Annotated in this window: 13 protein-coding genes and 1 pseudogene; 5 read left to right on the plus strand and 9 right to left on the minus strand. The window is 58.2% G+C overall.

What is annotated here, in order from left to right:
- Positions 1-79 precede the first annotated feature (79 nt).
- On the plus strand, positions 80-583 hold the full coding sequence (locus CFII64_RS00595; protein WP_020288791.1) for a peptidylprolyl isomerase: 504 nt from the start codon (positions 80-82) through the stop codon (positions 581-583).
- Positions 580-1356, plus strand: coding sequence for a UDP-2,3-diacylglucosamine diphosphatase (locus tag CFII64_RS00600; protein ID WP_020288792.1), 777 nt, complete (start codon positions 580-582; stop codon positions 1354-1356). Before CFII64_RS00595 ends, CFII64_RS00600 begins: the two co-directional genes overlap by 4 nt.
- Before the next feature lie 127 nt (positions 1357-1483).
- On the opposite strand, the gene CFII64_RS00605 is transcribed toward CFII64_RS00600, so the two are convergent.
- From CFII64_RS00605 to CFII64_RS00625, 5 genes are all read right to left on the minus strand, one after another.
- Entirely contained in the window at positions 1484-3022 is a 1539-nt protein-coding gene (locus CFII64_RS00605) for a DHA2 family efflux MFS transporter permease subunit (protein ID WP_020288793.1), read from the minus strand.
- Positions 3023-3085: 63 nt separating this feature from the next.
- Entirely contained in the window at positions 3086-4321 is a 1236-nt protein-coding gene (locus CFII64_RS00610) for an efflux RND transporter periplasmic adaptor subunit (RefSeq protein WP_020288794.1), read from the minus strand.
- A gap of 5 nt (positions 4322-4326) precedes the next feature.
- Positions 4327-5814, minus strand: coding sequence for an efflux transporter outer membrane subunit (locus tag CFII64_RS00615; RefSeq protein ID WP_020288795.1), 1488 nt, complete (start codon positions 5812-5814; stop codon positions 4327-4329).
- Positions 5811-6299: a MarR family winged helix-turn-helix transcriptional regulator gene (locus tag CFII64_RS00620; RefSeq protein ID WP_020288796.1), complete on the minus strand. Its 489-nt coding sequence runs from the start codon at positions 6297-6299 to the stop codon at positions 5811-5813. The genes CFII64_RS00615 and CFII64_RS00620 overlap by 4 nt, the downstream gene beginning before the upstream one ends.
- 140 nt (positions 6300-6439) lie before the next feature.
- On the minus strand, positions 6440-7051 hold the full coding sequence (locus tag CFII64_RS00625) for a tRNA-(ms[2]io[6]A)-hydroxylase (protein ID WP_044901070.1): 612 nt from the start codon (positions 7049-7051) through the stop codon (positions 6440-6442).
- A 151-nt stretch (positions 7052-7202) separates the two neighbouring features.
- On the opposite strand from CFII64_RS00625, the gene CFII64_RS00630 reads away from it, so the two are divergent.
- Entirely contained in the window at positions 7203-8069 is an 867-nt protein-coding gene (locus tag CFII64_RS00630; RefSeq protein WP_020288798.1) for a universal stress protein, read from the plus strand.
- Positions 8070-8094: 25 nt separating this feature from the next.
- Here CFII64_RS00630 and CFII64_RS00635 read toward each other — a convergent pair whose 3' ends face one another.
- A complete protein-coding gene (locus CFII64_RS00635) occupies positions 8095-8565 on the minus strand; it encodes a DUF1289 domain-containing protein (RefSeq protein ID WP_020288799.1) in 471 nt (156 codons plus the stop codon).
- Between the two features lie 393 nt (positions 8566-8958).
- Between CFII64_RS00635 and acnB the strand changes: the two genes are divergently transcribed.
- Positions 8959-11568, plus strand: coding sequence for a bifunctional aconitate hydratase 2/2-methylisocitrate dehydratase (gene acnB / locus CFII64_RS00640; RefSeq protein WP_020288800.1), 2610 nt, complete (start codon positions 8959-8961; stop codon positions 11566-11568).
- A 685-nt stretch (positions 11569-12253) separates the two neighbouring features.
- On the opposite strand, the pseudogene CFII64_RS29660 reads toward acnB, so the two are convergent.
- The 3 genes and pseudogenes from CFII64_RS29660 to CFII64_RS00655 all read right to left on the minus strand — a co-directional run.
- A pseudogene (locus CFII64_RS29660) lies at positions 12254-12394 on the minus strand (IS481 family transposase); the annotation flags it as partial.
- Positions 12395-12650: 256 nt separating this feature from the next.
- On the minus strand, positions 12651-17507 hold the full coding sequence (locus CFII64_RS00650) for an NAD-glutamate dehydrogenase (RefSeq protein WP_020288802.1): 4857 nt from the start codon (positions 17505-17507) through the stop codon (positions 12651-12653).
- A gap of 419 nt (positions 17508-17926) precedes the next feature.
- Positions 17927-18919, minus strand: a complete 993-nt coding sequence (locus CFII64_RS00655; RefSeq protein ID WP_020288803.1) for a hypothetical protein — start codon at positions 18917-18919, stop codon at positions 17927-17929.
- 222 nt (positions 18920-19141) lie between these two features.
- Between CFII64_RS00655 and CFII64_RS00660 the strand changes: the two genes are divergently transcribed.
- Positions 19142-19501 carry a hypothetical protein gene (locus tag CFII64_RS00660; RefSeq protein WP_020288804.1) on the plus strand — a complete coding sequence of 120 codons (360 nt, stop codon included), beginning with the start codon at positions 19142-19144 and terminating at the stop codon, positions 19499-19501.
- Positions 19502-19537: the final 36 nt, after the last annotated feature.

Below are 19537 nucleotides of genomic sequence, written 5' to 3' on the forward strand. Positions count from 1 at the left end.
AATTATGTAACCACCTCTGTAAACTGCGCGTCAGGGTTATATCGCGCCCCATCCATGAATCAAAAAGAGCGACTTTTCCATGTCCAAAGTAAAATTGACCACCAATCACGGCGACATCGTATTGGAACTCAACGCTGAAAAAGCGCCACTGACCGTTGCCAACTTCATCGAATACGTCAACGCCGGCCACTACGAAAACACCGTTTTCCACCGTGTCATCGGCAACTTCATGATCCAGGGCGGCGGTTTTGAGCCAGGCATGAAAGAAAAGAAAGACAAGCGCCCAAGCATCCAGAACGAAGCTGACAACGGCCTGCCGAACGAGAAGTACACCGTTGCCATGGCTCGCACCATGGAGCCGCATTCGGCTTCCGCGCAGTTCTTCATCAACGTCGCCGATAACACCTTCTTGAACCACAGCGCCAAGACCACTCAGGGCTGGGGCTATGCGGTATTCGCCAAAGTCGTTGAAGGCACCGACATCGTCGACAGGATCAAAGGCGTCGCCACCACCAGCAAAGCCGGCCATCAAGACGTTCCAGCCGAAGACGTGATCATCGAGAAAGCCGAGATCACTGAGTGATATTGCTGATCTCCGATCTGCATCTTGAGGAGGAGCGCCCGGACATTACCCGGGCGTTTCTGGATCTGCTCGCCGGCCGCGCCCGCGCAGCCGAGTCGCTGTATATCCTCGGGGATTTTTTCGAAGCCTGGATCGGCGATGACGCCATGTCGCCGTTCCAGCGCTCGATCTGCGAAGCCCTGCGCCAATTGAGCGACAGCGGCACGCACATTTTCCTGATGCACGGCAATCGCGACTTCATGATCGGCCGTGCGTTTTGCAAGGCAGCGGGCTGCACACTGCTGCGCGACCCCAGCGTCGTACAAATGAATGGTGAGCCCGTGCTGCTGATGCACGGCGACAGCCTGTGTACCCGGGATGAATCCTACATCCGCATGCGTCGCATCCTGCGCAACCCGTTGACGTTATGGGTGTTGCGCAATCTGCCGAAAAGCACGCGTTACAAGCTGGCGCGCAAGCTGCGCAATGAAAGCCAGGTGCATACCCGCATGAAAACCAACGACATCGTTGACGTCACGCCCGAGGAAGTCCCGAAGGTCATGACCCAATACGGTGTACGCACCTTGATCCACGGCCATACCCATCGGCCGGCGATCCACAAGCTGCAAATCGGCGCTGACGCCGCCCGGCGCATCGTACTCGGTGATTGGGACAAGCAGGGCTGGGCGTTGCAGGTCGACGAACAGGGCTTTGCCTTGAGTGCGTTTGAGTTTGTGCCTTTAGATGCTAGCTTGCCCGCGACAGCATCAGACGCGTCGAAATCGGCTGGCTGATTCCGCAGGACCGGCTTTAGCCAGGAGGGCGTTCGTTTGAGCAACGAAGTCCAGTGACTGATCCGGCCCTCTCCCGGCTAAAGCCAGTCCTACAGATATCATTCGGCCATCCCGCTCGCCTCGGGCGTCAATGCCCGCCCCCCGCCGCAGGCCCGGCCTTGGCGGCAAACGGCGGCTTGGCCAGCCACACCAGCAAGATCAGCCCCATGAATATCCAGCCCAGCAAGTAGAAATAATCCACCGTGGACATCATGTACGCCTGACTGTTGAGCGTTTGCTCCAGCTGCGCGTAGGCCTGTGGACTGGCGCCGCCCAGGCTGTTCAGTGCATCGCGTGTCGCGGGATCATAAGTGCTGAGGTTTTCGCTCAGATACGCATGATGCTGATCCGCCCGGCGAATCCAGATCCACGTCGTCAATGACGCGGCAAAGCTGCCGCCCAACGTGCGCAGGAACGTCGCCAGCCCGGACCCGTCGGCGATCTGGCTCGGTGGCAGGTCAGACAACAGAATGCTCAGGGTCGGCATGAAGAACAATGCCACTCCCGCGCCCATGAACAGCTGCACGAGGGCGATGTGTTCGAAGTCCACCTCATTGGTGAACCCGGCGCGCATGAAGCAACTGGCACCGATGGCCAGGAACGCCAGCCCTGCGAGCAAGCGCAGGTCGAACTTGTGCGCGTACTTGCCGACAAAAGGCGACATCAGCACCGGCAGGATACCGATGGGGGCCACCGCCAGCCCCGCATAGGTCGCGGTGTAGCCCATTTGCGTCTGCAGCCATTGCGGCAATAGCAGATTGATGCCGAAGAAACCTGCGTAGCCACCCACCAGCACCATGGTGCCGATCCGGAAATTGCGAAACGCGAACAAGCGCAGATTGACGATGGGATGCTTGTCGGTCATTTCCCAGATGATGAACACCGACAAGGCAATCGCCGAAATCACGGTGCCAATCACAATGAAATTCGATTCGAACCAGTCCAGGTCGTTGCCCTTGTCGAGCACGATCTGCAACGCGCCGACGCCAATGATCAACGTCAGCAGGCCCACATAATCCATGGGCTGATAACTGGTCACCACCGGACGCTTGGCCATCTGCATGCGTACTACCAGCACCGCGAACAGACCAATCGGGATATTGATGAAGAAAATCCACGGCCAGCTGTAGCTGTCGGTGATCCAGCCGCCGAGGATCGGCCCGGCAATGGGCGCGACCACCGTGACCATCGCCAGCAATGCCAGGGCCATCCCCCGTTTGGCCGGAGGATAGACGGCAATCAGCAAGGTCTGCGTCATCGGGTACAACGGCCCGGCGACCACGCCTTGCAACACGCGAAAGCCCACCAATTCAGGCATCGACTGGGAAATCCCGCACAGGAACGAGGCGACCACGAACAGAATCGTCGCCCACAAAAACAGTTTCACTTCGCCAAAGCGGCGGCTCAGCCAGCCGGTCAGCGGCAAGGCAATGGCGTTGCTGACGGCGAACGAGGTGATGACCCAGGTGCCCTGCTCCGAACTGACCCCGAGGTTACCCGAGATGGTCGGCAAAGCGACGTTGGCGATGGTGGTGTCCAGCACCTGCATGAACGTCGCCAGAGACAGGCCGATGGTGCATAACAGAAGGCTGGGCGGCGTAAATGAAGCGGGGGCGTTGGCGCTCATCGGCAATCCCTGAAAACTCTGGAAACGCCTCGGCCAGATCGGCCGAGGCTACGGATTGGCGGTTCAGCGCTGGGCAGTCTTGCCGGTCGCGGCGCTGTTTTCGTGGATCAGGCGCGCGATCAAGGCATCGGCCTCAGCCAATTGCTGCTCATACACCTTGGTGGTGAACGAGGCCTTCTTCGGCGGCTGCTGAGCCAGGACCGGGCCGCTTTGGTCATGCAGATTGACATCGACCACTGTCGACAGACCGATGCGCAGCGGATGTTGCGCCAACTCGTCTGGGTTGATGTGAATCCGCACCGGCACACGCTGAACGATCTTGATCCAGTTGCCGGTGGCGTTCTGGGCAGGCAACAACGCAAACGCGCTGCCCGTACCCGCGCCCAGGCTGTCGATGGTGCCGCTGTATTTCACGTCGCTGCCGTACAGGTCAGACTCGATTTCCACCGGCTGGCCGATACGCATCTTGCCCAGTTGGGTTTCCTTGAAATTGGCGTCGATCCACAACTGATCCAGGGGAATCACCGCCATCATCGCCGTGCCCGGTTGCACGCGCTGACCCAGCTGCACGGTGCGTTTTGCCACATAGCCGGTTACCGGCGCGATCAAAGTGCTGCGGGCATCGGCCAGGTAGGCCTGACGCAATTGCGCGGCGGCGGCTTTGACGTCGGGATGCGACGAGACTTCGGTGTCATCCACCAGGGCCACGCTGCTGGCCAATTGTTGTTGCAGATTATTCAAGGCACTTTGTGCGCTGGTCAGATCGTCCTGCGCGTGGGAAAGCTCTTCCTGGGAAATCGCCCCGCCAGCCGCGAGATTCTTCCGGCGGCTGTAATTGTCCTGCGCCCGCTTCACTTCAGCGCGCTGCGCCGCCAACTGAGCTTTCATGCCGTCGACATTGCTGTACAAACCGCGCACCTGACGCACGGTCTTGGCCAGATTGGCTTCGGCGCTTTGCAGGCCGACTTCGGCGTCGCTCGGGTCGAACCTGAGCAACACCTGACCTTCGCGAACCAGATCGCCATCGTCAGCGCCGATACTGATCACCGTGCCAGTGACCAGCGGCGTGATTTCCACCACGTTGCCGTTCACATAGGCGTCGTCGGTGCTCTCGCTCCAACGCCCATAAAGTTCGTGCCAGGCCCAGATGCCCAGTGCGCCCAGAATCACGATCAACAACAAACCCAGCAGGAGGAATTTACGCTTGCGTGGATTGCTGTCTTTTTTGCCATCCTGAGCCTTGGCAGTGTCAGCCTGGTCTTTGGGCGCGGATGTGTTTTCGCTAGCGGCAGTGGCCATGACGATTACCTTGAGTTAGTCAGCGAAGCAGTTGAAGAAGTGGCCGGCTTGGTTGATTGCTCAGGGCCGTGCCCCTCGAAACCGCCGCCCAGGGCCTGCATCAACTGGATCGACAAATCGATTCGTTCGGCGTTGAGATCAGCCAGTTGGCGTTGGGATTGCAGCAATTGCTGTTCGATGGTCAGCACATCCAGGTAATTGCCGATGCCCGAGCCGTAACGCTGGGTCACGGTGTCGAACGACTGCTGGATGACATCGGTGGCGTGCTGCCGCGCCTGGATCTGGCCGTCCATGGCGCGCAGCTGACCAATGTTGTCGCTGACGTCACCCAAGGCCCGAATCAGGCTTTTGTTGTATTGCGCCACGGCCAGGTCGTAATCGGCATCCCGCGCGTCGAGGTCGGCGCGCAATCGGCCGCCATCGAACAGCGGCAAGGAAATGGTCGGGGCGATATTAAAGAAGCGGCTGGCCGAGCCAAACAGCGCATCGCCCAGCAACGACTCAGTGCCCGCAGCGGCGCTGAGATTGAGGTTCGGATAGAAGTTGGTCTTGCCGGCCACAATGTTCTTGCTCGCCGCCTCGACCCGCCAACGCGCAGCGACGATATCCGGACGACGACCCAACAGTTCGGCCGGCAGCGAAGAAGGCAACGCCACGACCGCAGGCTTGAGCACGTTGGGCCGGGAAATGTCTTCGCCACGGTCCGGGCCTTTGCCGAGCAATACCGCCAGGGCGATTTTTGCACTGCGCAGACGCTTGTCGGCGTCGATCAGTTGTTCCTGGGAGTTCGCCTCCAGGCTTTCGGTCTGCTGGTATTGATACTGGCTGTCGATCCCGGATTGCAGGCGACGACCGCCCAGATCCAGCAGTTGCCGGGTGCGTTTGAGATCTTCAGTCGCCAGGTCGTGAACCACATACGCCTGACCCAAATCGCTGTAGGCGCGCGCCACATCGGCGGCCAACGTCAGCTGCGCAGCCTGCTGATCGACTTCAGCGGCACGGGCCTGGCCCAACGCTGCTTCCCAGGCGGCACGCTGACCGCCCCAAAGGTCAAAGTTGTAATTGAAATTGACCGCCATGCTGCGCAACGTGCTGTAACGCCCGCCCTCACCGCTCGGGTCCTGATCCTTGGCCAGGCGCGAACGGCTGATGCTGGCGTCGGCGTCAACGGTCGGCATGCGCGCGGCATCGGCAGCATACGCAGTGGCCATTGCCTGATGAGTACGCGCGCTGGCGACCTGCATGTCCGGGCTGTCGCGCAGGGCTTCGCTGATCAAACCATCAAGCTGCGGATCGCCGAGGTTTTTCCACCAGTCACGTTTGGGCCATGCGGCGGGTGAAAGCGTGATGCCTTGCAGATTGCGTTCGCTGTGCAGGGTCTTGGCATCGAGGCTTTGGCCCTCGGTGACCAGGCCGCTGTAATTGGCGCAACCGGCAAGGCTCAGGGCAAGCAACAACAGGCTGTGGCGCGCCTGCAAAATCGCGCGGTTCATGTTGCACCTGTGTCTTTGAAGCTCAAGCGAGTAATGGTGATGTGGTCGTTGGCATTGACCAGCACCTTGGTCAGGATCCGCTCCAGGCTGGCGACTTCTTCTTCATCGAGAACACCGAGCAGCTCATTCATTGCGTCGGCACCGATCTGCGGCAAACGATCAGTGATTGCCCTGCCCTCTGCCGTCAGTTCCAGTTGCACCTGACGCCGGTCGGCGGCTGAACGCGTGCGCGTGATCAGCTGTTTTTGCTCAAGTCGATCCAGCATGCGGGTCATCGAGCCGCTGTCCAGAGACAGGTGACGACACAACTCCGCAGGCGTGTCCGCCCCGAACTGGGCCGCGATGATCAGCACCTTGAACTGCGCTGACGTGACGCAATAGGGCACCAATTGCTGGTCAAGAATTCGATCCTTGAGCGAATTGGTGCGACCGATGAGCATGGCCATGATGGTCGACTGAGAGTCCGCAGGACTGAAATGTGTCATGGATACACCAAAGTAGCTGCCTAGGCAGAGAATTACATGATGTTACTGCTTAGGCAGCAAATGGCCAAGCTTTTATTAGCTTGCTTACTATTCGGACGTAAAAAAGGCGTCCAAGGACGCCTTCTATAAAGAGAGGAGAATCAAGTCAGCGCAGGCACGCCGCTATGGAAGCGAAACTCTTCATCCGGACTTTCGATCAGCTCACGCTCGGCGAGCAGGATTTCCTGGATCTTGGCCTCGACATCGGCCTTGTCGCCGTAGGTATGAGCCAGTTTCAGATAATCCTGAAAATGCCGCGCCTCGGACTTCAGCAAGCTGGAATAGAACTTGGCCAGATCCTCATCCAGATGCGGGACCAGCGCGGCAAAGCGCTCGCAGGAACGCGCTTCGACGATCGCGCCGACAATCAGCGCATCCGTCAGGCGATACGGATTGTGATTGCGCACCAGCTTGCGCAATGCGCCGGCGTAACGGGCGGAGCTGATATTGACCAGCGGGATCGCGCGCTTCCTGATGATGGCGATGACTTGCTCGAAATGACGCAGTTCTTCGCGCGCCAGCCGAGACATCTTGCTCAGCAGGTCGAACTTGTCGTTGTACTGGAACATGAACTGAAACGCCGCCCCGGCAGCCTTCTTTTCATTGTTCGCATGATCGATCAACAGGATGTCCAGATTGCGCAAAGCGGCCTGGACCCAGCTGTCGGGGGTGCGGCAAAGCAGGAAGGCTTCTATTTCAGGGATCGGGTACATGAATTCACGGATGGCTGGATGGACAAAGCCCGGCATTATACGAGGCCGCTCGAACTCCCGCGATATAAATGAAATTGACTTGAATCAACGTCCGATTCCGGGCAGCACAACTATAGTTACCGGGTGCTTATGCAGCCGGGAGATCCAATTCATGCAAGCCATCCGCAGCATCCTCGTGGTCATCGAACCCGATCACCCTGACAGCCTGGCGCTTAGGCGAGCGCGGTTGATCGCGGGCGTCACCCAGGCGCATCTGCATCTGCTGATCTGCGACCGCAAAAACCATCCCAACAACGCCCTGCTGGTCGAACTCAAACGACGCTTGCATGACGAGGGCTTTAGCGCCACGGCCGAGCAGGCGTGGAATGAAACCCAGCACAAAACCATCATCCAGGTGCAGCAGGCTGAAGGCTGCGGGCTGGTGATCAAACAGCACTTACCCGACAACCCGTTGAAGAAAGCGCTGCTCACGCCTGAGGACTGGAAGCTGCTGCGTCGATGCCCAAGCCCGGTGTTGATGGTCAAGACCGACAGGTCATGGGTGAACGGCGTGATCCTGGCGGCGGTTGATGTGGGTAACGCCGACGGCGAGCACCGTGCGCTGCACTTCGACATCATTGATCGCGGTTACGACATCGCCGCCTTGGCCAAGGCTCAACTGCACGTGATTGCAGCGCATCCGTCGCCGATGCTGTCGGCGGCCGATCCGGTGTTTCAGCTCAAGGAAACCATCGAAGCGCGCTATCGCGAGCAATGTCAGGCATTCCAGACCGAGTTCGACATTGACGACAGTCATCTGCACATTGCCGAAGGGCCGGCCGACGTGCTGATCCCGTTCACCGCCCGTCAGTTGGGTGCAGTGGTGACCATCATCGGCACCGTGGCGCGCAGCGGGATATCCGGCGCACTGATCGGCAACACCGCCGAAGTGGTACTGGATTCGCTGGAAAGCGACGTACTGGTGCTCAAGACCGAAGAAATCGTCAGGCATCTGGAAGAGGTCTGGGTGAAGGGTTGAAGCACCGGTTTTTCGCAGGCGCCGCTCACCCGCCAAACGCATCCTTGAGAAACCCCGGCGCGATGTAGCGCTCGTAATGCGCCTCGGACAGCAGAAAAAACTCCCGATCAATGGCATCGCGCAGATCCGGCAGCGGCCAATCGCGAAATTCCGGCAATAGCGCCAGACCATAGGCTTCTATGTTGGAGATCACCCGCGCGCCCCGGGCGATCAGCTGATAGGCCCAACAATATTCGGATTGGTTGGGCACGAAGCGGATTTTGCGCTGCACCAGTTGCAGGCGCAGTTTTTCGGCGTCGAACACTTCGAGTTTGGCGGTCATGACCTGCACCAGCAACTGCTCAAGACGCAGCCACACTGCACGTTTTTCAGCTTCGTTATAGCCGTTCCAATTGATCACTTCATGATGAAAACGCTTGCAGCCACGACAGACCAAGTCCCCGTAAACAGTGGAACACAGGCCGACGCAGGGCGTTTTGATGATTTGATTGGGCATGGCGGACAGGGCAACGAAAGGCGTGACAAGCCCACATGTTAGCCCTTTGTCTAACAGTGTTCACCCCCGAAGGTGTAGGGCTTAACTTACCTTTGGCGGAGTTTTGCCGTAGAATCAGCGAGCCTTTTAAGGCGCCAATGTCCGTTGGAAGCTGTTTTCAAAGCGTCACGAGCACAGTCAAGTTAACCCCGCAGTCGGTGTTGACGCAGGTTTCGCGCCTTCGTCAACACTCATCAGCCGTCCTGCAGGCGTAAAACTTTGAAAACAGCTTCTGTAAGGAATTGCCGATTTACCCTGGCCAAGGAACTCAAAAAGTTTCGTCGTGCAGGTATCGGGTAATTCCTGGATGAGCGTCCCGGACACCCATTTGGGACCACTGATGAGGGTAATACTGTGCTTGAAGCCTACCGTAAACACATCGAAGAGCGTGCCGCCCAGGGTATCGTGCCCCAGCCGCTTAACGCCGAACAAACTGCAGGCCTGATCGAGCTGCTGAAGAATCCCCCGGCTGGCGAAGAAGCTTTCCTTGTCGACCTGATCACCAATCGCGTTCCACCTGGCGTTGACGAAGCTGCCTACGTCAAAGCCGGTTTCCTGTCTGCCCTGGCCAAGGGTGAAGCCACTTCGCCGTTGATCGATAAAAAGCGCGCTGTCGAATTGCTCGGCACCATGCAGGGCGGCTACAACATCGTCACGCTGGTCGACTTGCTGGATGACGCTACCCTCGCACCGGTTGCCGCCAAAGAACTCAAGCACACGCTGCTGATGTTCGATGCGTTCCACGACGTCGCTGAAAAAGCCAAGAACGGCAACGTTCAAGCCAAGGAAGTGCTGCAATCCTGGGCTGACGGCGAGTGGTTCCAGAAGCGTCCGACCCTGGCCGACAAGATCAGCCTGCGCGTCTTCAAGGTGACTGGCGAAACCAACACCGACGACCTGTCTCCGGCACCGGATGCATGGTCCCGTCCTGACATCCCGCTGCACGCCCTCGCCATGTTGAAAATGGCTCGCGACGGCATCGTGCCTGACGTTCAAGGCTCCATCGGTCCGATGAAGCAGATCGAAGAAATGCGCGCCCAGGGCTTCCCTATTGCCTATGTCGGCGACGTGGTCGGCACCGGTTCTTCGCGTAAATCCGCGACCAACTCGGTGTTGTGGTTCTTCGGCGACGACGTTCCTTACGTGCCGAACAAGCGTGCTGGCGGTTTCTGCTTCGGCAGCAAGATCGCTCCGATCTTCTACAACACCATGGAAGATGCTGGCGCACTGCCAATCGAATTCGACGTTACCAACATGAACATGGGCGACGTGATCGACCTGTATCCGCATGCTGGCAAAGTCTGCAAACACGGTACTGATGAAGTCCTGACCACCTTCGAAATGAAGACGCCGGTCCTGTTGGACGAAGTTCGTGCCGGCGGTCGTATCCCGCTGATCATCGGCCGTGGCCTGACCGAAAAAGCCCGTACCGAACTGGGTCTGCCAGCTTCGACATTGTTCAAGCTGCCTGAGCCTCCGGCTGAAAGCGACAAGGGTTACACCCTGGCGCAGAAAATGGTCGGCAAGGCATGCGGCCTGCCGGAAGGCAAAGGCGTTCGTCCAGGCACGTACTGCGAACCGAAGATGACCACCGTCGGTTCCCAGGACACCACTGGCCCGATGACCCGCGACGAACTGAAAGACCTGGCATGCCTGGGTTTCTCTACCGATCTGGTCATGCAGTCGTTCTGCCACACCGCAGCCTATCCAAAACCGATCGACGTCACCACGCACCACACGCTGCCTGACTTCATCATGACCCGCGGCGGCGTTTCCCTGCGTCCGGGCGACGGCATCATCCACAGCTGGCTGAACCGCATGCTGCTGCCGGACACCGTCGGCACCGGTGGTGACTCCCACACCCGTTTCCCGATGGGCATTTCGTTCCCGGCCGGTTCCGGTCTGGTTGCGTTCGCCGCTGCCACTGGCGTTATGCCGCTGGACATGCCGGAATCGATCCTGGTGCGCTTCAAAGGCAAGATGCAACCTGGCATCACCTTGCGCGACCTGGTTCACGCCATTCCTTACTTCGCGATTCAGGCTGGCCTGTTGACCGTCGAGAAGAAAGGCAAGAAGAACGCCTTCTCCGGCCGCATCCTGGAAATCGAAGGTCTGGACGACCTGAGCATCGAGCAGGCCTTTGAACTGTCCGACGCCTCGGCCGAACGTTCCGCTGCCGGTTGCACCATCAAGCTGTCGAAAGAGTCCATCAGCGAATACCTGAAATCCAACATCACCCTGCTGCGCTGGATGATCGGCGAAGGCTACGGCGATGCACGGACTCTGGAACGTCGCGCGCAAGCGATGGAAGCCTGGGTTGCCAATCCGGAACTGATGGTTGCCGATGCCGACGCTGAATACGCCGAAATCATCGAAATCGACCTGGCCGACGTCAAAGAGCCTGTGCTCTGCGCGCCGAACGACCCGGACGACGCCCGTCTGCTGTCCAGCGTTGCTGGCGAGAAGATCGACGAAGTGTTCATCGGTTCCTGCATGACCAACATCGGCCACTTCCGCGCTGCGGGCAAGTTGCTGGATCAGGTCAAAGGGCAACTGCCGACACGTCTGTGGCTGTCGCCGCCGACCAAGATGGACGCCCATCAGCTGACCGAAGAAGGCTACTACGGCATCTACGGCAAGGCTGGCGCGCGTATGGAAATGCCGGGCTGCTCGCTGTGCATGGGTAACCAGGCACGGGTTGAGCCGAATTCGACCGTCGTGTCGACGTCGACCCGTAACTTCCCGAACCGTCTGGGCGACGGCGCGAACGTCTTCCTGGCCTCGGCCGAGCTGGCGTCCGTTGCTTCGATCCTGGGTCGCCTGCCGACCGTCGAAGAGTACATGGGCTACGCAAACCAGATCGACACCATGGCAGCGGACGTATACCGCTACCTGAGCTTCGATCAGATCGCCGAGTTCCGCGAAGCCGCAGCGAATGCCAAGATTCCGGTTATTCAATCGTAAAAGCGAAATCCAGCGTTAAAAGAACCCCGTCCTTGTGACGGGGTTTTTTTATTGCTTTTGTACAGTCGCTGCGAAACCTGTGGGACCGGCTTTAGCCGGGAAGGGGCCAGTGATGTTGAACAAGATTGAGTACATATCCGTTGCTGCGGTAACGGCGGCTTAGGGTTGCGCCCTTACGGCGCGTCACTTTCGAAAAGCGCGAAAGTAACCAAAGCGCTCTTGCCCCACCACTCGGTCCCTCGCTTTGGCTCGGCATGCCCGTAATCCGACATTGATTTGGAGGGCCGCCGCAAAGGGCCATCCCTGGCCCAGTGCGGCTAAACCGGCGTCCTGCCGGTTTACCCTCCAAATCAACATCGAATTTCGGCCAGCGTGGTTTGACGGGGCGCTTAAGATCAAAAGCAGATCAAAAGCATCCGCACAAACTGCAGGAGTCAACGCGTGGGGTCCAACAGAATAGCGGTCACTCTGGGCATCCATTCGCTAATGCAATGTCGCAAGCAACGAAAACCGCGAGGCAAGTTCACTCAATCAGGTCGGCTCTCAGGCCGCCGCGATTTTGATTTTGATCTTGGGCGCCCCGTTAAACCACGCTGGCCGAACGAAGGCCTTGAGCCGTGGGCAACCCGGCAGGACGCCGGGTTAGCCGCACTGGGCCAGGGATGGCCCTTTGCGGCGGCCCACGATAGCGTTCGACCCACTTATAGCCAGTCTTTCGGCTGATCTGATAGTCCTGACACAGCTGGCTAAAGCTGTGCTCTTCAGACAGATACGCCGCGATGAACATCACTTTGAGGTCCATAGGTTTCAGCTCTTTCCAGGGCATGGTCAGATCCTCGCGAAATCGACCATGCCAGTTAATAACTGTTACCTATGTGCTTGAACTGATTTGTAACCCATGTGGGTGAGTCATACCGGCAAGAGCCTTTTGCTTACTTTTGGGCTTTTCAAAAGTGAGGCGCTGTAAAAGCGCAACCCTAAGTAGCCGTTACCGCAGCACCGGATATGCCCCCCCCTATCTCCACTAATAAAAAACCCCACATCTCACGATGCAGGGTTTTGGTTACTGCTGAATCAACCCATCAAGCAGCCAAAGGCTGTCCGCTCATGGCCAGGTCCAGCAACTCACGGTTTGCCACCGCATACATGGCGTAATCCGTGCCGCTTGCCGCACGAATATCCACCAGCATCGCGCGCCAGCGGTCGACCATGGTGCTGTGCTGCTCCAGCCACAGGTTCAGGCGCTCTTCAATGTCGGCAGGACCATCGACCATTTGCAGGACGGAGATGGTGATCGCCCGTTGCTGCCAGTCGATATCATCACGGAACGCTTCGCGGGCCAGGGCTTGCCAGTTGTTTTCCACCGGCAGGCTGCTGATCTGTTGCAGGTACCAGGTCACGTCCAGCGCACTGCCCACGGCGAAGTAAGCCTTGGCCACATCGGCAGCGTTCTGACCGGTGACGTCGGAGGCTTCGATGATCGGCAGCAAGGTGTACAAGTGGCTAGTACCAGCCACCATCCGCGCCAACAGCTCCGGCACGCCCGCTTCGACGTAAGCCTGATATCGGGTCTGCCAGATTTCCCGAGTCGGGCCTTCCAGCAGTTCGTCGAGTTTCAGACCCAGCGTCGCGATATGCGGACCGAAGTGCGCCACGTCGCGACCGGCATCCAGTTCATTGCGCCGGCTGCGCAGGAACCAGCGGGTAGCTCGGCGACCCAGACGCATCAGTTCGTCCATCAACGCCAGCTGGATTTCAGCAGGAACCTTGTAGTCCAGCGCTTCGATCTGACGGAACCAGTGCGGCAGGTGGAAGATGTCCCGCACGATCACGTAAGCGCCCGCCACGTTGGCCGCACTCATGCCGGTGGACTCTTTGAGTCGCTGCACGAAGGTGATGCCCATGTGGTTGACCAGATCGTTGGCGATCTGGGTGCTGACGATCTCGCGCTTCAGGCGATGCTGACGCATGGAATCCCCAAACTTCGCCGCCAGGGACGGCGGGAACGCGGTTTCCATGTCGCGCGCCAGGTAATCGTCGTCCGGAACACGGGATTCCAGCAACGCCTCCTTGAGATCGATCTTGCTGTAGGAAATCAGCACCGACAGCTCCGGACGGGTCAGACCCTTGCCATCCGCGACGCGTTCGGCAATCTGATCCTCGGCAGGCAGGAACTCGATGGCGCGATCCAGCTTGCCACGGGCTTCCAGATCACTCATCAGGCGTTTGTATTCGGCGATGCGCTCGTAGGCGCGACGTGTCGCCAGGGACAATGCCTGAGTCTGTTTGTAGTTGTTGCCCAACACCAGATGGCCGACTTCATCGGTCATGCTTTCCAGCAACTGGTTGCGCTGCTTCTCGGTCATGTCACCGGCCTGCACCACTTCGTTGAGCAGGATCTTGATGTTCACTTCGTGGTCGGAGCAGTCAACGCCACCGGCGTTATCAATGAAGTCGGTGTTGGAACCGCCGCCATTGAGGCCGAACTCGACACGACCCAGCTGCGTCATGCCCAGGTTACCGCCCTCGCCCACGACCTTGCAGCGCAGCTCGTTGCCGTTGACCCGCAGCGCGTCATTGGCCTTGTCGCCCACATCGGCATGGGTTTCCAGGCTGGACTTGACGTAAGTACCGATGCCACCGTTCCACAGCAGATCCACCGGGGCCTTGAGCAAGGCGTTGAGCAGCTCGGTTGGCGTCAGCTTGTCAGCCTTGATGTCGAAACGCTCTTTCATCTCGGCGCTGATGGCGATGCTTTTCAGGCTACGCGGGAAGATTCCGCCGCCAGCGGACATGATGCTGGTGTCGTAATCGGTCCAGGCCGAACGCGGCAAGTCGAACAGACGCTGACGCTCGGCGAAGCTGCTCGTCGGTTCCGGGTTTGGATCGATGAAGATATGCAAATGGTTGAACGCGGCGACCAGCTGCAGTTTGTCCGACATCAGCAGGCCGTTGCCGAACACGTCGCCGGCCATGTCGCCGATACCGATCACGCTGATATTGTCTTGCTGGACGTTGATGCCGCGTTCGCGGAAGTGGCGCTGCACGCCGACCCACGCACCTTTGGCGGTAATACCCATTTTCTTGTGGTCGTAACCGGCCGAGCCGCCGGAAGCAAACGCATCGCCCAGCCAGAAGCCGTAATCGATGGCGATGCCGTTGGCGATATCGGAGAACGTCGCCGTGCCTTTGTCGGCCGCAACCACGAGGTACGGGTCATCATCGTCATGACGCACGACGTTGACCGGCGGCACCAATGTGCCTTCCTTGAGGTTGTCGGTGATGTCGAGCAAACCGGAGATGAAGATGCGATAGCAGGCGATACCTTCGGCCTGGATTTCATCGCGACCGCCGCCCAATGGCAGACGACGCGGCAGGAAACCGCCCTTGGCGCCGACCGGCACGATCACCGAGTTCTTCACTTGCTGGGCTTTTACCAGGCCCAGCACTTCGGTGCGGTAATCTTCTTCACGGTCGGACCAGCGCAGGCCGCCACGGGCAACGTTACCGAAGCGCAGATGCACGCCTTCGACACGCGGCGAATAGACGAAAATCTCGAACTTGGGCACCGGTTTCGGCAGTTCGGGAATCTGCCGTGGGTTGAACTTGAAGCTGAAGTAGCTCTTGTTCTGACCGTTGGCATCGGTCTGATAGAAGTTGGTGCGCTGGGTCGCCTTGATCAAGTCCAGGTAACGACGCAGGATGCGGTCTTCGTTGAGCACCTGAACGTCGTCCAGTGCGGCCAGAATCGCTTGTTCCAGACGTTGCTGCTTGTCGTCCAGATCGTCGGCGGCCAGCTTGCGCGCCAGATAGAAGCGGGTCTTGAACAGCCGCGTCAGCTCACGGGCGATATCCGTGTGATTGTTCAGGGTCGCCGCGATATAACCCAGGTCGAAGCCCAGGCGAATCTGTTTCAGATAACGGGCATAAGCGCGCAGCAACGCCACGTCACGCCATGGCAAACCAGCGGTCAGCACCAGGCGGTTGAACGCATCGTTCTCGGCTTCGCCACGCACGATGTGGACGAACGCGTCCTGCAAGGTGTCGTTGAGCTGCTGGATGTCCAGGTTCAGCCCTTCGCCATAGGTAAAGGCGAAATCATGAATCCAGAACTCGCGACCATTGCTGTGGTGCAGGCGATACGGGAACTCACCCAGCACGCGCAGGCCGAGGTTTTCCAGAATCGGTAGCACGTCGGACAGCGCCAGCGGCGTATCGGCGTGATACAGCTTGCAGTGCAGCTGCTGCTTGCCACCGGTCAGCGGCTGATAAAAGCTCATCACCAGCGGATTGGTTTCGTTCAGGCTCAACAGATGCTGCATGTCGACCACAGCCGAATGCGCCGCGAAACGCTCGCGATAACCGGCCGGGAAGCCTTTCGGAAAATCGGCCAGAACGTTGGTGCCGTGGGCTTCGCCGAAGCTTTCCACCACCAGACTGGCGTAATCGTCTTTCCACGAACGGCAGGCCTGGATGACTTCGTTTTCCAGTTGCAGCGGATCGATGTTCAGGTTGACCTTCGGATCGACGCGCAGGATCAGCTGCACACGCGCCAGCACGGATTCGGAGAAGAACGTCCAGAACTCGCAGTCGCTCGCCTTCAGGCGGTCCATCAACACTTGCTGGATTTTCTGGCGTACTTCAGTGGAATACACGTCACGCGGTACGTAAGCCAGGCAATAGCAGAAGCGGCCGTACGGGTCTTTGCGCAGGAACACACGAATCTTGTTGCGCTCCTGGATCTGCACGATGGACATCACGGTGCTGAACAATTCGTCCACGGGCGTCTGGAACAGATCGTCACGGGGCAATACTTCGACCACCTGAGCCAGTTCCTTGCCCAGGTGCGCCTTGGCATCGAAGCCGGAACGGCGTTCAACTTCTGCGACCTTGCGGCGGATGTACGGGATTTCCCGAACGCTCTCGCCATACACCGATGAGGTGTAGAGGCCCATGAAGCGGCATTCCTTGATGACCTTGCCGGACGCGTCAATCTGGCGGATCGACACGTAGTCCGGATAAGCAGGACGATGCACACGGCTCGGATGGGCCGCCTTGGCGAACGACAGCAGCGTCGGCTCATGCAGGTAGTTCACTGCGTAGCCTTCGATGTGCAGATCGTCTTCGGTCAACCCGGCGCGCAGGCGTTTGGTCAGGCCCAGGAACGAGGATTCGTCATAGATCAGCTGGCCGCCATCGGCCTCGCCCCGCACCTGGAATTCTTCGTAGCCCAGGAACGTGAAGTGGTTGTTCACCAGCCACTGCAGAAACGCCTTGATCTCAGACTTTTCACCTTCATCAACGCCGTACTGCACGTCATCGATGCCAGCCAGCAGCTCGTGGAGCTTGGCTTTCATCGGTTCGAAATCTTCTACCGCAACCCGCACTTCACCCAGCACCTGCTCCAGCTCGCGAGCCAGCACATTCAGCTCGCTGGTGTTGGCGCAGCGATCGATCTCCAGATACATCAGCGATTCTTGCAGCACGTCTTCGCCAGTCGTGCCCTTGGGCAGCAACTCCAGCAATTCACCTTTGCTGCCACGACGCACACTCAGGACCGTGGTCTGCAAGGTGTGAATGCTGTAGCCGCGACGGTTCAGCTCGGTGCGCACCGAATCCACCAGGAATGGCAGGTCGTGATGCAGCACTTCGACGGCGGTGTGTGTCGATTGCCAGCCATGCCGTTCGTAATCGGGGTTGTAGACCCGCACCAGCGGCTGGGCGTGCTCGAAGCGCTCCAGCAGACGCCATGCCGACAAGGTACAACCGACGAGGTCGGACAACCGACGCTGGGTCAGTTCATCCAGGGAAATGATGCCGAAGAATTGCTCGGCAAACAGCGCCACTTGTGGCAGTGCCTGTTCGCTGATGTGCTGCGCCAGTGCCGCTTGCAGTTGATGCTGGAAGTCGGGCTTGCTGGCTGCGGTGAAGAACGCCATCTGTGGTACTCCGCTTTGGCTTTTATAAGGAGGAAGCTGGATGGTTAGGTCGCGGACCATGCTGTGCCGAGGGTAACGGGCAGGACAGCAAAGCATGGCTGAGTGTAAAGCTAAAGAACTAACGCTTGCGGTGTGCGACTCGTCACATCGAAATGCCGAAAATCGCTGTCAGAAAAGTCCACCCGTAACGCAGGGCCTTTTCTCCTCCGTTCAGATGACCTCAAGCTTAACGACAGCGGGCGGGCGACTGCTTGCGAGGCTGCGACATATTCAGTCATCGGCTCGTAGCCTGATGATGCCGCGATGACCTCAAAAAGGGAGCAGGTGCGTCACCATTGTCGACGGGCGCAGAAGCGAAAAACCGACCACGCACTGCTGCGTGGCCGGACGGGGATTTTCCGCCAGTCAAGTAAACGTCATTATTTCAAGAGCCAGGCTTCCTGCCAGTTGCTGCCAATTCCTGGCTCAAACTGAATATTGCCGGGGCTCCACTGGGTGCAATAACCGCTGTAGGGGAAGGGTTTACATTCGTAGATGTTTTGATCTTTGGACTGGAACACTTTAGTTCCTGCCCTGTAACTTTCGAATCCTTGCGGAAAAACATGGTCATACGTGGCAGCGTCTTTCAGCTGAATAGTTTGGACCTTCATAAAGCTTTTCTCGGGTTTGCTCCAGACATTGACGGTAGCAATCATGGTTAACGGACCGGTCCAATTATCGGCGACGTGCAAGTCGAAACGCGGTGCGTAAGTCGCACTGACCTGCGGTTGATTAAAGGCTACTCGCTCACCGGTCGCGTTATCAAAGACACCTACAAGCACTGTTCGGGTCTCTGTACCGCCGCCGCCACCCACCTGATAACTAAAACTTTCGTCTTTCTTAACGATGGACGGCGCGTCAAAAATCATAGATCCGGCGTCATCTTCAGGTTGAGTGGTCACCCCGCCCTTCACAGGATGGACCTCACTGATTGCACGGGAATACATACCCGGCGTGACGGCGTAGAAATACCGTGTCGCCACACCCCATCCATCATTTTCCAACCCTCCATGGTTTGCGTTGGGATTGCCGGACACCACCCCGACATTTGCCTTTTTTATTTGGTCTAACAATCGCATTGCCCAGGCACGACTACCTTTGTCGCCCTCAACTACCGTGATTGAGAAGGCATACAACTCTTCATTGGTGGGTGAAAGAAAACGGACTTTAACGACGTCACCGGGTTGCAGCGGCGCATCAATATTGAGCCCGCCCAAGAACTTCCAATCCTTCCACACTGAAAGAGGTATGACACTCTCGTTGGCCTGAACCGTGGGCAAGGCGACAGTAAACTGCCCCAACATACCGGCGATGACAATGGCCCACATCATTGAGGCTTTGCTGATTCTTCTTCCTTGATTGTTGTATTTCATAGAAGACCTCCCTGGTCTTACAAGTTTCTTAATAACTCGATGCAGCCCGATACTTGACGCTCAGGTCGCATGCCTAATCCAAGATAGACGCGATATCAAATTATGAATTAATGAAGGTTTTCCAAAGGTTACGGCCACGTCGAGTGCAGGCCGTAATTACCCAGCAAAAATCGGGCAACACTGGCAAAATTGGCCACCCCCGGCCAGATCAGGAACGCCCAAATGCAAATCACCACCGCCAGCCTCATCGTTAACCCGTGCGACGACGAATATGACGATATGGCGCTGCTCTGCTGCCACAGTGAAGACGGCGAGCTGTTTTCCCTGACCCGTTTCCCGGATGAAAACGAGGTGGAAATCACTATTCGCGACGACAAGACGCACACCGTTTCCAGCCTGAAGGTGACCTTGAGTGCCGAGCGCCTGCTGGTGGAAATCGATGCGGCGGACGGCAGCGAACTGGATGGCCACCAGGTATTTGAAATCCACCACTCCACTTCAGCCGATGAGCTGCGGGACGTGGAAGAGACATTGCAGATAATTCTGGAAAATGTCGGTACATATGTCAGCGAGATCGCTTAAGCCAATGTGAGTAAATTGGGCGCTCTCAGTACACGG

This window comes from Pseudomonas sp. CFII64 (assembly GCF_000416235.1).
In the GTDB taxonomy this organism is placed as follows: Bacteria; Pseudomonadota; Gammaproteobacteria; order Pseudomonadales; family Pseudomonadaceae; genus Aquipseudomonas.